Source organism: Pseudomonas sp. SW-3 (assembly GCF_016615645.1).
Taxonomy (GTDB): Bacteria; Pseudomonadota; Gammaproteobacteria; order Pseudomonadales; family Pseudomonadaceae; genus Aquipseudomonas; species Aquipseudomonas mandelii.
Map to the genome: position 1 here is coordinate 1,626,914 of NZ_CP067098.1, position 14,148 is coordinate 1,641,061.

The window sequence follows — 14,148 nt, forward strand, 5'->3', positions numbered from 1 at the left end:
TTAATACGACACGGCTCATGGCGTCGAGCAGCTGTCGACGACCTCGGATTGTAGAAAAATCACTATAAAAAAAGAGCAATCAATTGACTCATCAGCACGGAACGCAACTGACCGGGCATGTGCAGCTTTCGCTCGTGATACCGGTTTTCAATGAGGCGGCGACCATTGATTTGTTCATCGCGCGGATCACTGACGTTTTCAAGGATGAAACGCTGATCGGTCTGGAAATGGTGTTCGTCAACGACGGCAGCACCGACACCACGCTCGACCTGCTGCTGGAGCGCCAACAGACCGATTCGCGCCTGCGCATCGTCGATCTGAGCCGCAATTTCGGCAAGGAAGCGGCCCTGACCGCCGGCTTGCAGACCGCCACCGGCCAGGTGGTGGTGCCGATCGACGTCGATTTGCAGGACCCGCCTGAAGTGATCCTCGAGATGATCGCCCTTTGGCGTGAAGGCTATGAAGTGGTGCTGGGTCATCGTGTGAGTCGCAAGACCGACTCCTGGGCCAAGCAAACCTCGGCCAACTGGTTTTATCGCCTGCACAACAAAATCGCTGAGCAACATCTGCCGGAAAACGTCGGCGATTTTCGGCTGATGGACCGTTGTGTGGTGGACGCCCTACAAACCCTGCCCGAGTCCCGGCGCTTCATGAAAGGCCTGTTTGCCTGGGTCGGGTTTCGCACGACGCATGTGAACTACGAGCGCCTTGAACGGGTGGCGGGGGCGAGCAAGTTCAACGGCTGGCGGTTGTGGAACTTCGCGCTGGAAGGCATCACCAGTTTCAGCACCGAACCGCTGCGCATCTGGACGTATCTGGGGCTGTTCGTCTCGCTGATCTCGTTCTCGTTTGCCATTTTCATCATCTTGCGAACCTTGATCTCCGGTGTCGATTTGCCGGGTTATGCGTCGCTGATGGTCGCCGTCACGTTTCTGGGCGGCCTGCAATTGATCGGCATCGGCGTGCTGGGTGAATACCTGGGCCGCACGTATATCGAGTCAAAACGCCGCCCGGTGTATCTGGTGCGGCGCGTCTACGACCCCAAGGACTGAACCATGGATCTCAAGGAAACCGACATCCTCGGTTCGAGCATTGACCAGCACTGGTATTACGCCTCCAAAGCGGCGGCCACCACGCGAATGCTGGGTAACACGCCGGTCACAAGGATTCTCGACGTAGGCGCGGGCTCCGGATTCTTTTCCCACCATTTGCTGAGGCATTCGGCGGCCCGTGAAGCCTGGTGCGTCGACATCAGTTACGACCAGGATTCGGACGCCGCCACCGCCGGTAAACCGGTGCATTACCGTCGCGGCATCGACTCGGTGGATGCCGATCTGGTGCTGCTGATGGATGTGCTGGAACATGTCGATGACGACGTCGGGTTGCTCAAGGCTTACGTCGATAAAGTCCCCTCCGGCAGCCGTTTCCTGATGACGGTGCCAGCGTTCCAGTTTCTCTGGAGCGGGCACGATGACTTCCTGGAACACAAGCGCCGCTACACCTTGGCGCAGCTGGAAACGGTGGCCCGGGACGCCGGTTTGACCGTGAAACAGGGGGCTTACTACTTCGGCCTGGTGTTCCCGATTGCTGCGACCCTGCGCTTGTTGCCTAAGGGCGCACAACCGTCGCCACCACGCTCGCAACTCAAGCAGCACCATCCACTGGTGAATACGGTTTTGAAGACGCTGTGCAGCGTCGAACTGCCCTTCATGGGCGCGAATCGTCTGGCCGGATTGACCGTGTTTGTCCTGGCGCAGAAGCCGTGACGTCAGCCGAAAAATCCGCCCTGATCCAGCGTGGCCTGCGTTTTGCCGTGACCGGGTTGTTCGTCACGGCCCTGCATGCGCTGGTCGCCGTGTTGTTCATCCATTACGTGCTGCCTCTACCGCCCTTGGCCAACGGCGCGGCGTTTGCCGTGGCGACCGTGGTGTCTTACCTGATCAATACCACGTGGAGCTTTTCCGCCCGTTTGCACGGCAAAACGCTGCTGCGCTTCATGATGGTTTCAGCTGCCGGATTCCTGCTGGCGATGCTGGTGGCCTGGGCTGCGCAAATGGCCGGGCTGCATTATTTGCTGGGGATTGGCGCGGTGGCGCTGACCCTTCCTGCCTTCACCTTTGTATTGCATAACTTCTGGACGTATCGATGAAGGATTTCGCTAGACGCCTGCCACTCAACCTCTTGCCGCTGTTGATCGGTGTTGTGGCCTTTTTCCTCATCATCGGACCACGGGCGCTGAACCCGCAAAACATCGCGTGGCTGGGCAATGGCGATCCGGCGACCCATTACCTGGGATGGGCTTTTTTCCGGCAGTCGCCGTGGACTTTTCCCATAGGGCTCAATCCTTCCTATGGAATGGAACTGGGCAATGGCATCATTTTTTCTGATTCCAACCCGCTGCTGGCATTTTTGTTCAAACCCTTTGCTGCGCTGTTGCCGACACCTTTTCAGTATTTCGGCCTCTGGTTACTGACCTGCTTCGTCCTGCAGGCGTGGTTTGCCTGGAAGGTAGTGGGGCTGATGTCGTCGCATGTGGGTGTGCGTGCCGTGAGTACGGCGTTGTTGCTCTTTGTTCCGCCAATGCTCATGCGCATGCCCTTTCATTTGTCCCTGGGCGGGCATTTTCTGCTGCTGGCTTCGTTTTACCTGGCCCTGCATCCGCAACTGCGTCGTCGACGCCTGGCCTGGGGCGCATTGCTGGCGACGGTCGCACTGGTCCACGCGTACTTTCTGGCGATGGTTGCACTGATCTGGATCGCCGATCTGGCGGCCGGGTATTTCAAGAAGAAACTGACGCTGCGCTCTGCCTTGATCGAGTTTCTTGCACTGTTTTCACTGGTCAGCTTTTGCTGCTGGCAAGCCGGGTATTTTTCGGTCGGCACCGAAGGCGCGATCTCCGGCGGTTTTGGCATCTACGGCATGAACCTGCTGTCACTGATCGATTCGGGGAACTGGTCCTATGTGCTGAAGGATCTGCCCGGTGTCCAAGGGTTCGGTGACGGCGAAGGGTTTGTCTTTCTGGGACTTGGCCTGATCACGCTGGGCCTCTATGCCGTGGTCGGTTTACTGCAAGGCAATACCGGCTTCGGGCAACAGGTGCGGCGGCGACCCTTTTTGCTGTTGGCGCTGATTGGGCTGACGGTGTTCGCCATTTCAAATCATGTGGCGTTGGGCTTGCTCGAGTTCACCTATCCGCTGCCGCCCGTGGTGATTTCCATCGCCAACATCTTCCGCGCCTCGGGGCGAATGTTCTGGCCGGTGTACTACGCGATCATCTTCGCCATCATTTTCCTGGTCATTCGCGCCAACACGCCGCGCACGGCCGTTTGCCTGCTGTCGCTGGCGTTGCTGATACAGATGGTGGACACCCACGCCGGCTGGGCAGGGGTGCGCAAGCAATTGATGATGGAACCGGCGTCGAAGTGGGCGTCGCCCATGGTCGATCCGTTCTGGGAAAGCGCGGCAGCCCATTACAAGAACATTCGCTGGATCGTTCCGCAGAATCTGTCCCCGAAGTGGATGTCGGTGGCTGATTTTGCCGGCGCGCACGGTCTGGCGACCAATGCCGTTTACCTGGGGCGGATGGACACGGCCAACTGGATCGAATCCGAGCAGCAGACGGCCCGGGAAATGGCGTCGGGTAAATATGACGCCGACTCGTTGTACCTGCTCGATGAGCGTGCGTTGATCCAGTCGGTGAGAAACATTAATACCCAAACGGATCTCTTCGCCCGGATTGACGGCTTCACGGTGCTGGCTCCGGGCTGGAAGCAGTGCGGCACTTGCTTGCAGGCGACCTCGCAAGTCAATCCGCTGGACCTGGTACCCGCCCTCGAACCCGGACAAAAGACGCTGTTCACTTACGGCAACAAGGGCGGCGCGTTGCTGGCCAAGGGCTGGTCCGAGACTGAACCCTGGGGTGTCTGGTCCAAAGGCCCGGACGCTGAAGTCATGTTCCGGCCCCTGGCGCCCGTGCATTCCTTGCGCCTGGAGACCACGGCGTTTCTACCTCCCGGCCATGGGCGTCAACGTGTCGGCATCAGCATCAACGGCCTGCCGGCAACGAACACCCAACTTGAACAGGCCGATGGCAACGTGATCGATATTCCCCTCACGGCCGAGATGCAACAACGGGTGTCGAGTCAGGGTGTCGTCAGGTTGCAACTGCAGTTTGCCGACGCCGTCAGCCCGAAACAGTTCGGGCTTGGCCAGGACGTTCGCCAACTTGCGCTCGGATTGAAGACCTTGACGGTCAATTGAAAGCCAACGCACGTAGACGCCCCCGTCGCGCCTTTCTAAACTGCCCGCAGTGTTGGGGAACGGGGGCAAGGAATGAATCGCAATGAACTGCGCAAGGCTGACATCAACCTGATGGTGGTGTTCGAAACGTTGATGCTTGAGCGCAACGTCACGCGTGTGGCGGAGAAGCTGTTTCTCGGCCAGCCGACCATCAGTGCCGCGCTTAACCGTTTGCGGACGATGTTCAACGATCCACTGTTCATTCGCGTCGGCCATCGCATGGAGCCGACCGCGCGGGCCGAGGAAATCATCCTGCACCTGTCGCCAGCGCTGGACTCATTGTCAGTGGCCCTTAGCCTGACCCACGATTTTGATCCGGCCAGCAGCACCATGACCTTTCGCATCGGGCTGTCGGATGACGTCGAGTTCGGCCTGTTGCCGCCGCTGCTGCGCACCTTGCGCCAGGAAGCGCCGAAGGTGGTGTTCGTGGTTCAGCATGTCGATTACTGGCGCATTCCCGACTTGCTGGCCTCCGGTGATATCACGGTCGGCATCAGCCAGACCCGCGGCCTGCCAGCCAATGCCAAACGCAAGTTGTTGCGGCACATCCAGCCGAGCATTTTGCGCGCCGATGCCTCGGACACCCCGCTGACCCTCGATGAATATTGCGCACGACCGCACGTGCTGGTGTCGCACACCGCCAATGTCAGTGGCTACGCTGATGAATGGCTGGCGGAGATCGGCCGCACGCGCCAAGTCGTGCTGTCGGTGCCGCAGTACAGTTCGTTGCCGGCCTTGCTCGCCGGGACCGACCTGATCGCCAGCCTGCCGGATTACGCCGCCGAGGCGATGGCCGCCTCGGGTCAGTTATTCAAGGAAGCCTTTCCGTTCAAGACCCCGACACTGGACTTGTCCATGGTCTGGCTCAGCCATGTCGATACCGATCCGGCCGAACGCTGGTTGCGCGCGCGGCTGGAGGCGTTCATGAGTGAGCGTCTTGAATCGCCGCTGTCCAAATGAGTCGGACGACGCTGTGTTATATGTAGGTCCTTTCTGCACACTACCAGGAGCCAGACCATGCCCCACCTGCACATGGAATACACCGCCAACCTGCCTGAGCTTAACGCCGACATGGCGTTGATTCGGCTCAATAATGCCTTGGTGGCGTCCGGTCAGTTTGCTGCGGAGTTCGATATCAAGAGCCGTGCGGTGAAGGTCGAGACGTTCAAGATCGGCACGGCGATGGGGGAACGGGCGTTTGTGCATGTGAAGCTGGCGCTACTGAGCGGTCGCTCGCCGCAGATCAAAAAACAGTTGTCCGAGAGTCTGCTGACCGTGGTGCAGGAACTGTGTGAATGGCCGACGGGGGTTGAAGTCCAGTTGTGCGTGGAGATCCTCGACATCGACCGGGAGTCCTACACCAAGACGGCCATCGGCCACTGAGTTTCAGGCCATTTCCTGCTCGGCGCAGGCTTTGATCACCTGCTCGCGCAGCCACGTGTTGGCGCTGTCCTGATCGACACTTTGACTCCACTGCATGTCCAGGGTGAAACCCGGCAAGCCGTTGGGCGCTTCGCAGTGATTGAAGATCGCCTCGTTGGCCAGCAATTGCTGGATACGGCGGGGCAACGTCAGGATGAAGTCAGTGCCGGTGATCATTTTCAGCGCCGCGCTGTAGCTGTTGGAGCGCGCGATAATCTGCCGTTTGTGCGCCTGTCGCGCCAGCCAGCCATCGACCATGTTGTTGGTGGAGGTCCACGGTGTCGGAAACACATGCCGGCGTTCGACAAACGCCTTCAGGCTTAAACGGGGTTCCAGTGGCGTGGCGCGTTTGTCGAAGACGCAGACCAGATCATCTTCGAGCAACAACCGGGATTTGAGGTCGCTGTGGCTGCGATGAAGATGGGGGCCAAAACAAATCACCAGGTCGAGGCTGCCATCGCGCAGGTCTTCGGCGGGGATGTCGGTTTCGAACTTGTGCATGTTGACCATCACCGGCAGGTCGGCGAAATCAAAGCTTTTCAACAGGCGCGGCAGGATCAACTGCTCGAAGTATTCCGGTGCGCAGATGTTGAACGTGACCGGTTGCAAGGTCGGGTCGAACGCCTGGGCGCCGGCATGGCAGAGGTTGATGCTTTCGAGGATCTTCAGCACGTGGGTGTACATGGTGCTGGCTTTGTAAGTGGGGCGCATACCCGTGCGGGTATTAATGAATAACTCGTCTTCAAAACTGGTGCGCAGTTTCTTCAGGCAGTAACTCACGGTGGACTGGCTGACGCACAGCGCCTCCGACACACCGGTGACGCTGCTTTGCTCATACACGGCGACAAACACCATGAGGTCTTGCATATCGAGCTTTCTAAGCAAGTTACTGTTCAGCATCCGTTCTGTCTCGCTGTGCTCCTTGCGCTGACTGTGCGCAAACGTGTGCGAACGATCCTAACGGAACGATGGTGCCAGGAGAATGCCCTGTAGGAGGTTTCACAGTCACTTGTGGGACAGAAAATGTAACGAACACGACTTATGAATTTAATCCCACAAAACATGGCCGAAGGCCTTTACCCATGAGCGGTGGCAGGCACCGTGCGACAAGGTGCTGGACAACGTGCTCAGGTAGCGCCAGGAAATTGCCGGGCGTAATGCCGCGGATTGAAACGCAGGGCGATCAGGATCATCAGCGCCATGACACCGGTCAGGCACCACCAGGCCGATTCGAAGCTGCCCGACCGATCTCTGACCATCCCGGCCATCAGCGGCGAAAGACCGGCGATCAGGTAGCCGATGCCTTGTACGAAGGCCGTCAGCCCGCCGGCGCGTTGCGGGTTGTCGAGATGATCCAGCGACACAATCAGGCTCATCGGGAACAGACCGCCGATGCCCAGCCCCAACAGGCACGGCCACAGCAGGCTGAAGTGTTGCGGGCTGAGGATCAGCCCACAGAAACCGGCCATGATCAGCGCCAGCAACACCACCAGCACCAGGCGTCGGTCACGGCTGCGGTTGGCGATGGCGGGGGTCACCAGCCCGGACAGCACTTCCATGGCCGTCAAGAAGCCCAGCAGCAAACCGGCGTTTTGTTCGCTCCAGCCCTTTTCCACGTAGTACGGCGCCAGCCAGGCCAGCACACAGGTGTAGGAAGCAGTGCCCAAACCGAAGAAGACGGCGAGTAACCAGGCGCGGGAATGAGTGAGGAACGATGTGTTGCGTGGTGCGAGTACCGTTGGCGCCGATGTCCCCGCACGCCCCAGGCCCCAGAACAGCAATGCCACCAGGGCCAGCGCGGCCCAGATTGCCAGGCCCGCGCGCCAACTGCCGGTACGGGCCATCACCAGGGGCGCAAACGAGGCCGCTATCGCCGCACCGCCCATGATCGACGTCACGTAGAGCCCCATGCACACGGCAACGTTGTCGCTGAACCTGGATTTGATCAGCGCCGGCATCAATGCCTGGATCAGCGCAATACCGATGCCGGCCAGCATGGCGCTGAGGATCAGTTCGGCGGCCGAGTCCACGAACAGCCGCGAGACCGTGGCCAGACCAATGATCGACAGTGAAATCACCACCGTGCGTTGTTCGCCAAGGCGTTGGCTGACGCTCAAGCCGAAGAACATCGCCAGCCCCATGGCCATGACCGGCAGCATGGTCAGCAGCGAGGCCAGGCTGAAACTCAACGGGATGTCCCCGCGAATGGCCGACAGCAAAGGCCCGACGGCCGCCATCGACGGACGCAGGTTCAGGGCGACGAGGAGGATGCTGACCATCAGCCAGAGGGCAGGGCGGGTAGTTGCGCGAACATTTTCCATCAATCGGGCCTTGAAAAATCAGGAGCCGATTAGGCGCGCGAGGGCGGGAGGCCGCAAATCAGATAGTGCGCAGCGGTATTTAAAAATTAAATACCGGTGCCACACCGTGGATCCCCTGTTGGAGCGAGCCTGCTCGTGATAGCGGTGTTTCAATCGATGCATGTGCTGACTGACACACCGCTATCGCGAGCAGGCTCGCTCCCACAGGGATCGGCGGTGTTTGGGAGAATGATTGTTTAGCCAGCCCACACCCAAAGTTCTTCAAATCCCGATTTAACGACCTGAGCGCCCGTGTGACGCTGCTGCTCATCTGTTTTCTGCGGTTATCTCTATGGACGGTTGTCCCGTCGCACTTCCCTCTGAATTAGCCTTCTGGGCGTTATGGCACTGCCGTCACGCACGCCCGCCGGATGCCTGCCTTTCCCGTTGACCCTTCTGACAGGTCCCGCGCTGTGCGCCGGGATCAAACCGGCAGCGCCTGCGCGTTTGCCTGACGCGGAAACAAGAGAATTCCCCATGAGTTGTGCCACGACCTCCTTCGCCACGAAGCAAGAAGCTTTGACCTTTCTCGAACAGAACCCGGATATCGAGATGTTCGAGCTGTTTATCCTCGACAACAATGGCGTGCCACGGGGCAAGTTGCTGCATCGTGATGAACTGCTGGCGGTGTACGAAAGCGGACGGCCGTTGCCGAGCACCATTCTCGGCCTGACCATCAACGGCGATGACGTGGAAAACTCAGGCCTGGTCTGGGACGTCGGCGACATCGATTGCCGGGCGTACCCGATCAGCGGCAGTTTGACGCGCATGCCGTGGCGGTTGATTCCGACGGCGGCGGTGCAGGTCAGCATGCACCCTAAGGAAGGCATGCCGGCGACGATTGCTGATCCACGGCATCTGCTGGCGAAGGTGATCGAAGGCTTGCAGGCCGACGGTTATTACCCGGTGATGGCGGCGGAGCTGGAGTTCTATTTGCTCGATCAACAACGCGACAGCAACGGTCGGCCGCAACCGGCGCGGGACGTCGATGGCGGGCGCCCGCGCTCGACGCAGGTCTACGGCTTGCGTGAGCTGGAGCAGATCGAGCCGTTTCTGGCGGATCTCTACAGTGCCTGCAAACTGCAGGGCATTCCGGCGCGCACGGCGATTTCCGAATACGCGCCGGGGCAAGTGGAAATCACCCTCGAACACCGCACCGATGCCCTACAGGCGATGGACGAAGCGGTGCGTTACAAGCGGCTGGTCAAGGGTGTCGCGCATAAACACGGGATGGCCGCCTGCTTTATGGCCAAACCGTTCGATGACCTGGCGGGCACCGGCATGCACATGCACGTCAGCCTGGCGGACAAGGACGGCAACAACCTGTTCGCCAGCGAGTCCGCGGACGGCACGCCGCTGCTCAAACAGGCGGTCGGCGGCATGCTCAGCACCTTGCTCGATTCACTGCTGCTGTTCTGCCCGAACGCCAACTCCTACCGTCGATTCCAGACCAACAGCTATGCGCCGCTGGCAGCGACTTGGGGAGTGGACAACCGCACCGTGAGTTTGCGCGTACCCGGTGGCCCGGCGTTCTCGCGGCACATCGAGCACCGCATCTGCGGCGCCGACGCCAACCCGTATCTGGCCGCCGCAGCAATTCTGGCCGGCATCCATCGCGGCATTCGTGAGCAGCTCGACCCAGGCGCGCCCGTGGAAGGCAATGGTTACGCCCAGGCCACGGAGTTGTTGCCAACCGATTGGCTGACCACCTTGCGGGCGCTGGAAGGTTCGACCTGGGCGCGTGAAGCGTTCGGCGCGGAATTCCTCGGCGTGTACCTGGCGGTGAAGCGCGCCGAGTATCGGCAATTCATGGGCGAAGTCGGGGAGCAGGATTGGCGTTGGTATTTGCATCAGGCCTGAACAAAAGCTGAACCATTCTCAAATAAGTAAAAGTACCGAGTGGATAACAGGAGCCAACTAATCGTTGGCTTCTTTTTCACAAAAAATTGATGGTTGGCTGCCTAAAGTTAGTGCTGTCACGGTAAATGAAATTTTCACATTTGCCATGAACACTTCTTTTCAGGAATAGCCCATCACTATGTTGAAGTTCAAACCCGTGCGCCCAGAGTGGGTGACACTGATTGCCAGCGCCTTTCTGCTGATTGGCTTTAATCTAGTACTCTGGCAGCGCTTGTTTGACATCACCGCCGCGGACGGTAAAGGCATCGTCATGCTTGTCGCCTTTGGCGTGATGATTCTGGCGGCCTTCAATATTGTGCTGACCTTCCTGGCGTTCCGCTACGTAATGAAGCCGGTCCTGATGCTGATGTTTATGGTCAGCGCGGGCGTGGCGTACTTCATGAGTCAATACGGTGTGCTGATTGACACCGGCATGTTGCGCAACTTCGCGCAAACCAACGCGACGGAAGTGCGTGACTTACTCTCACTGAAGTTGCTGCTATATATTCTTCTGCTCGGTGTTTTGCCTTCATGGTTGTTGTGGAAAGTTCCGGTTGATTACCGTCGCTGGCACCGTGAGTTGGTAAGTAAGGCGCTGGTGAGTGTTGCTTCGGTTGCGGTGATCGGTGGTGTCGCGCTGGTGAACTATCAAGGGTTGTCTTCGTTGTTTCGCAATCACCATGAATTGCGCCTGATGGTGGTGCCGAGTAACTACATCGGTGCTTCGTTCGGCTTTCTGCGCGAGCAAGTAGTCTCTGCCCGGCAACCCTTCGTCAAGGTCGGTGAAGATGCCCAGCGAAATCCCGCCTGGCAAACCCACGGCCGTAAATCCCTGACAGTACTGGTCGTCGGCGAAAGTGCCCGGGCCGAGAACTTCGGCATCCTCGGTTACGACCGCGACACCACCCCCAAACTGGACAAGGAACCCGGCCTGATCGCTTTCACCGACGTGCATTCCTGCGGCACGGAAACAGCCGTGTCCGTGCCGTGCATGTTCTCGAACATGGGCCGCAAGAATTACAACGCCAGCACCGCGAAGAATGAAGAGGGCTTGCTGGACGTGCTCAAGCGCGCCGGTCTCGACGTGATCTGGCGTGACAATCAATCAGGCTGTAAAGGCACGTGCGATCGGGTCACCCTCGATGACGTCAGCAACCTCAAGGACCCGGTGTTGTGCGCCAACAGTGAATGCCGCGACGAAATTCTCCTGCAAGGTCTGCAGCACTTCATCGATACGCTGGACAAGGACACCGTGCTGGTCCTGCACCAGATGGGCAGCCATGGCCCGGAATACTTCAAGCGTTATCCGAAAGAGTACGAACGCTTCACGCCCGTCTGTGAAAGCAACGCACTGAACAATTGCAGCCGCGAAAGTATCGTCAATGGCTACGACAACACGCTGGTGTACACCGACCACGTGCTGTCGACGTTGATTGATACGTTGCGCAGCAACCAGGACAAAGTCGATACCGCGATGGTTTACCTGTCGGACCACGGCGAGTCGCTGGGCGAGTACAACTTGTTCCTCCATGGCACGCCTTACATGCTGGCGCCGGAACAGCAGAAACGCGTGGCCATGCTGGCGTGGTTCTCCGACAGCTACCAAAAGTCGTTCTCGGTGGACACCCATTGCCTGCAACTGAGCCGCGACAAGCCGCTGAGCCAGGACAACTTGTTCCATTCGATGCTTGGTCTGCTGGAGGTCAACAGCAAGGTCTACAACCAGGATCTGGACATGTTTGCCGGTTGCCGCGGCGCTGTGATCGACGGAGTGTTGGCCAAAGAGTAAGTGTTTCGACCTTTTTTTCACGCATCGGTCGCTAATCTGCTACCGGTACATATTCCGACAAGAGTCATTGCACATGTCCGCGCAGCCCCCTTCCGCCATCGAGCTTGAGTTCGCCCGGCGCTACGATCAGGAACACGCCCGCGTCTGCCTTCAGCCGCGACCGCGTGGCCTGGCGGGGCGCATGGCGTTCTGGCGCGACGAGCAACTGGTGCGCAACGCGCTCAAGGTCGCCGGCGAACCGGGCCTGATGCTGGATGTGGCGTGCGGTGCCGGGCGTTACTGGCCGGTGTTGGCCGAGCACGCGAACCGGGTGATTCTCGCGTCCGACCCGTCGCAGGACATGCTCAACCACGCCCAGACACATCATTCGCAGAGTCTGCTCAAGCGAATCAAAACGTTCCAGAGTTCAGCCTTCACCCTCGGCTTGTCGGCGAACGCGGTCGACAGCATTTTTTGCATGCAACTGTTTCAGCATATCGACAGCCCGGAGCATCGGTTGGCCCTGCTGGCGGAGTTCCATCGTGTGAGTCGCGATACGGTGATTGTGGCGGTACGAGTCGATGCACATTTCAAGCTGCGCCGCCCAGGCACAACGGGCGCTCCCCCCCGGCAGCTGGCCGGCAAGGCCGAGGTCGAAGCCGAATTCAGGCTGGCGGGTTTCAGTTTGCTCAGTCATCAGGACTTCTTGCCCGGTTGTGCTCGGATGCGGGTCTATGTGCTGCGTAAGGTCGGTTAACCTCCGCTTGTCAGACATTTCTTGCCGTCTGCCAGGCATTTTCGCTAAAGCTCTTGTTCAGTGGATGCGCGGAAATCGCCGGGGGCGATATATACTGCGCGCCATTCTTCAAGGGAGAGCCGTGTGGCCATCGATATTCACTGGATTCGCGACAACGATAGCCTCGGTCAGTTTTGCGCCGAGTGGCAGCAGCTGCCATTCGTTGCCCTCGACACCGAATTCATGCGGGTCGACACCTTTTACCCGATCGCAGGCTTGCTGCAGATCGGTGATGGCGTACGCGCTTACCTGATTGACCCACTGACCATCGACAACTGGCAGCCTCTGGCCGCGTTGCTGGAAAACCCGGCCGTGGTCAAAGTCGTCCATGCGTGCAGCGAAGACCTCGAAGTATTGCTGCGGCTGACCGGCAGCCTGCCGGCGCCGCTGTTCGATACGCAACTGGCCGCCGCTTACCTGAACCTCGGCTTCTCGATGGGTTATTCGCGGTTGGTGCAGGAAGTGCTCGGCATTGACCTGCCCAAGGGCGAAACCCGTTCCGACTGGCTGCAACGTCCGCTGTCCGACACCCAGATCAGCTACGCCGCCGAAGATGCCTTGCACCTGGCGGAAGTTTTCATACAGCTGCGTCCGAAGCTGTCCGACGACAAGTACGCCTGGGTCCTGGAAGACGGCGCCGAGCTGGTGGCCAACCTGCGCCGCGAGATCGATCCCTACGAGGTCTATCGCGAAGCCAAGCTGGCCTGGAAGCTCTCCCGCGCCCAACTCGCCGTGTTGCGTGAACTCTGCGCCTGGCGTGAGCGTGAAGCCCGCGCCCGCGACCTGCCGCGCAATCGCATCGTCCGTGAGCACTCGCTGTGGCCGTTGGCACGCACGCAACCGGACAACCTCGGCGCGTTGGCGAAAATCGAAGACATGCACCCGCGTACCGTGCGTCAGGACGGCGAATTTCTGCTTGATCTGATCAAGCGCTCTGGCAGTGTGTCGCCAGATCAATGGCCGCCCGCCGTGCCGGAGCCATTGCCGGTGGACGCCGCCAATCTGGTCAAACAGCTGCGTGCGATCGGCCAGGCCGAAGCCGAGCGCCTGAACATTGCGCCGGAACTGATGCTGCGCAAGAAAACCCTGGAAGCGCTGCTCAAGAGTGGCTACCCCAACGGTCCTTACCAATTGCCTGATTCGCTGCGTGGCTGGCGCCGCGAATTGATGGGCCAGGCGCTGCTCGACAGCCTGGCCACCGCCGGAGAACAGCCTTGAAACGTATTTGCTCCATCTATCGAAGCCTGAAGAAAAACGAGATGTACCTCTATGTGCTCAAAAGCGATGCACTGGAGCGCGTCCCGGAAAGTCTGATGGCCGCCTTCGGCAAACCTCATCACGCTTTCGATCTGGTGCTGACCCCCGAGCGCAAACTGTCGCGCGAGGACATCACCGTGGTCCTGGAAAACCTTGAGAAACAGGGCTACCACCTGCAAATGCCACCGGCCGAAGACGAATACATCGAACACTTGCCGGAAGAATTGCTGCGACGCAACGACCCGATGTGATCGGCAGACAGGCTCTGTTCAGAGTCTGTGTGAAACACTGGAATGATTTTGGCGATGGCCAGGGCGACGGAGCGAAACTCCGTCGGCGGCCGTTTG

The 14,148-nt window shown here is 59.4% G+C and carries 13 protein-coding genes; 11 read left to right on the forward strand and 2 right to left on the reverse strand.

The annotated features are described in order from the left end of the window. The first annotated feature begins 83 nt into the window (after positions 1-83). The 6 genes from JIO00_RS07310 (at position 84) to JIO00_RS07335 (ending at position 5,682) form a co-directional block, all read left to right on the forward strand. Entirely contained in the window at positions 84-1,052 is a 969-nt protein-coding gene (locus JIO00_RS07310) for a glycosyltransferase family 2 protein (RefSeq protein WP_010462173.1), read from the forward strand. Between the two features lie 3 nt (positions 1,053-1,055). Then, on the forward strand, positions 1,056-1,766 hold the full coding sequence (locus JIO00_RS07315) for a class I SAM-dependent methyltransferase (protein WP_200667889.1): 711 nt from the start codon (positions 1,056-1,058) through the stop codon (positions 1,764-1,766). Next, positions 1,763-2,149, forward strand: a complete 387-nt coding sequence (locus JIO00_RS07320; protein WP_010462169.1) for a GtrA family protein — start codon at positions 1,763-1,765, stop codon at positions 2,147-2,149. Before JIO00_RS07315 ends, JIO00_RS07320 begins: the two co-directional genes overlap by 4 nt. Next, positions 2,146-4,260, forward strand: a complete 2,115-nt coding sequence (locus JIO00_RS07325) for a DUF6311 domain-containing protein (protein ID WP_200667890.1) — start codon at positions 2,146-2,148, stop codon at positions 4,258-4,260. The genes JIO00_RS07320 and JIO00_RS07325 overlap by 4 nt, the downstream gene beginning before the upstream one ends. Before the next feature lie 72 nt (positions 4,261-4,332). Further along, positions 4,333-5,259, forward strand: a complete 927-nt coding sequence (locus tag JIO00_RS07330) for a LysR substrate-binding domain-containing protein (protein WP_077750032.1) — start codon at positions 4,333-4,335, stop codon at positions 5,257-5,259. A 57-nt stretch (positions 5,260-5,316) separates the two neighbouring features. Beyond that, on the forward strand, positions 5,317-5,682 hold the full coding sequence (locus JIO00_RS07335) for a 5-carboxymethyl-2-hydroxymuconate Delta-isomerase (RefSeq protein WP_145308152.1): 366 nt from the start codon (positions 5,317-5,319) through the stop codon (positions 5,680-5,682). 3 nt (positions 5,683-5,685) lie between these two features. Here JIO00_RS07335 and JIO00_RS07340 read toward each other — a convergent pair whose 3' ends face one another. Together JIO00_RS07340 and JIO00_RS07345 are read right to left on the reverse strand one after the other, a co-directional pair. Continuing rightward, positions 5,686-6,621 carry a LysR family transcriptional regulator gene (locus JIO00_RS07340; protein ID WP_200667891.1) on the reverse strand — a complete coding sequence of 312 codons (936 nt, stop codon included), beginning with the start codon at positions 6,619-6,621 and terminating at the stop codon, positions 5,686-5,688. A gap of 227 nt (positions 6,622-6,848) precedes the next feature. Further along, positions 6,849-8,042 carry a cyanate transporter gene (locus JIO00_RS07345; RefSeq protein ID WP_154913901.1) on the reverse strand — a complete coding sequence of 398 codons (1,194 nt, stop codon included), beginning with the start codon at positions 8,040-8,042 and terminating at the stop codon, positions 6,849-6,851. 516 nt (positions 8,043-8,558) lie between these two features. Here JIO00_RS07345 and JIO00_RS07350 point away from each other — a divergent pair. From JIO00_RS07350 to JIO00_RS07370, 5 genes are all read left to right on the forward strand, one after another. Further along, entirely contained in the window at positions 8,559-9,941 is a 1,383-nt protein-coding gene (locus JIO00_RS07350) for a glutamine synthetase family protein (RefSeq protein WP_077750027.1), read from the forward strand. Between the two features lie 178 nt (positions 9,942-10,119). Beyond that, positions 10,120-11,769, forward strand: coding sequence for a phosphoethanolamine transferase (locus JIO00_RS07355; RefSeq protein ID WP_154913903.1), 1,650 nt, complete (start codon positions 10,120-10,122; stop codon positions 11,767-11,769). Between the two features lie 73 nt (positions 11,770-11,842). After that, on the forward strand, positions 11,843-12,505 hold the full coding sequence (locus JIO00_RS07360) for a class I SAM-dependent methyltransferase (RefSeq protein WP_010462153.1): 663 nt from the start codon (positions 11,843-11,845) through the stop codon (positions 12,503-12,505). A 123-nt stretch (positions 12,506-12,628) separates the two neighbouring features. Next, on the forward strand, positions 12,629-13,762 hold the full coding sequence (gene rnd, locus JIO00_RS07365) for a ribonuclease D (protein ID WP_010462151.1): 1,134 nt from the start codon (positions 12,629-12,631) through the stop codon (positions 13,760-13,762). Then, the gene (locus JIO00_RS07370) at positions 13,759-14,052 is read left to right on the forward strand and encodes a YcgL domain-containing protein (protein ID WP_007898694.1); all 294 of its coding nucleotides are present in this window, start codon (positions 13,759-13,761) and stop codon (positions 14,050-14,052) included. Before rnd ends, JIO00_RS07370 begins: the two co-directional genes overlap by 4 nt. The last annotated feature ends 96 nt before the right edge of the window (positions 14,053-14,148 follow it).

Excerpts from the sequence above, each read along its gene's own strand:
- JIO00_RS07315 (WP_200667889.1), top strand. The coding sequence starts at position 1,056 with ATGGATCTCAAGGAAACCGACATCCTCGGTTCGAGCATTGACCAGCAC.
- JIO00_RS07325 (WP_200667890.1), top strand. The coding sequence starts at position 2,146 with ATGAAGGATTTCGCTAGACGCCTGCCACTCAACCTCTTGCCGCTGTTG.
- JIO00_RS07330 (WP_077750032.1), top strand. The coding sequence starts at position 4,333 with ATGAATCGCAATGAACTGCGCAAGGCTGACATCAACCTGATGGTGGTG.
- JIO00_RS07335 (WP_145308152.1), top strand. The coding sequence starts at position 5,317 with ATGCCCCACCTGCACATGGAATACACCGCCAACCTGCCTGAGCTTAAC.
- JIO00_RS07340 (WP_200667891.1), bottom strand. The coding sequence starts at position 6,621 with ATGCTGAACAGTAACTTGCTTAGAAAGCTCGATATGCAAGACCTCATG.
- JIO00_RS07345 (WP_154913901.1), bottom strand. The coding sequence starts at position 8,042 with ATGGAAAATGTTCGCGCAACTACCCGCCCTGCCCTCTGGCTGATGGTC.
- JIO00_RS07350 (WP_077750027.1), top strand. The coding sequence starts at position 8,559 with ATGAGTTGTGCCACGACCTCCTTCGCCACGAAGCAAGAAGCTTTGACC.
- JIO00_RS07355 (WP_154913903.1), top strand. The coding sequence starts at position 10,120 with ATGTTGAAGTTCAAACCCGTGCGCCCAGAGTGGGTGACACTGATTGCC.
- JIO00_RS07360 (WP_010462153.1), top strand. The coding sequence starts at position 11,843 with ATGTCCGCGCAGCCCCCTTCCGCCATCGAGCTTGAGTTCGCCCGGCGC.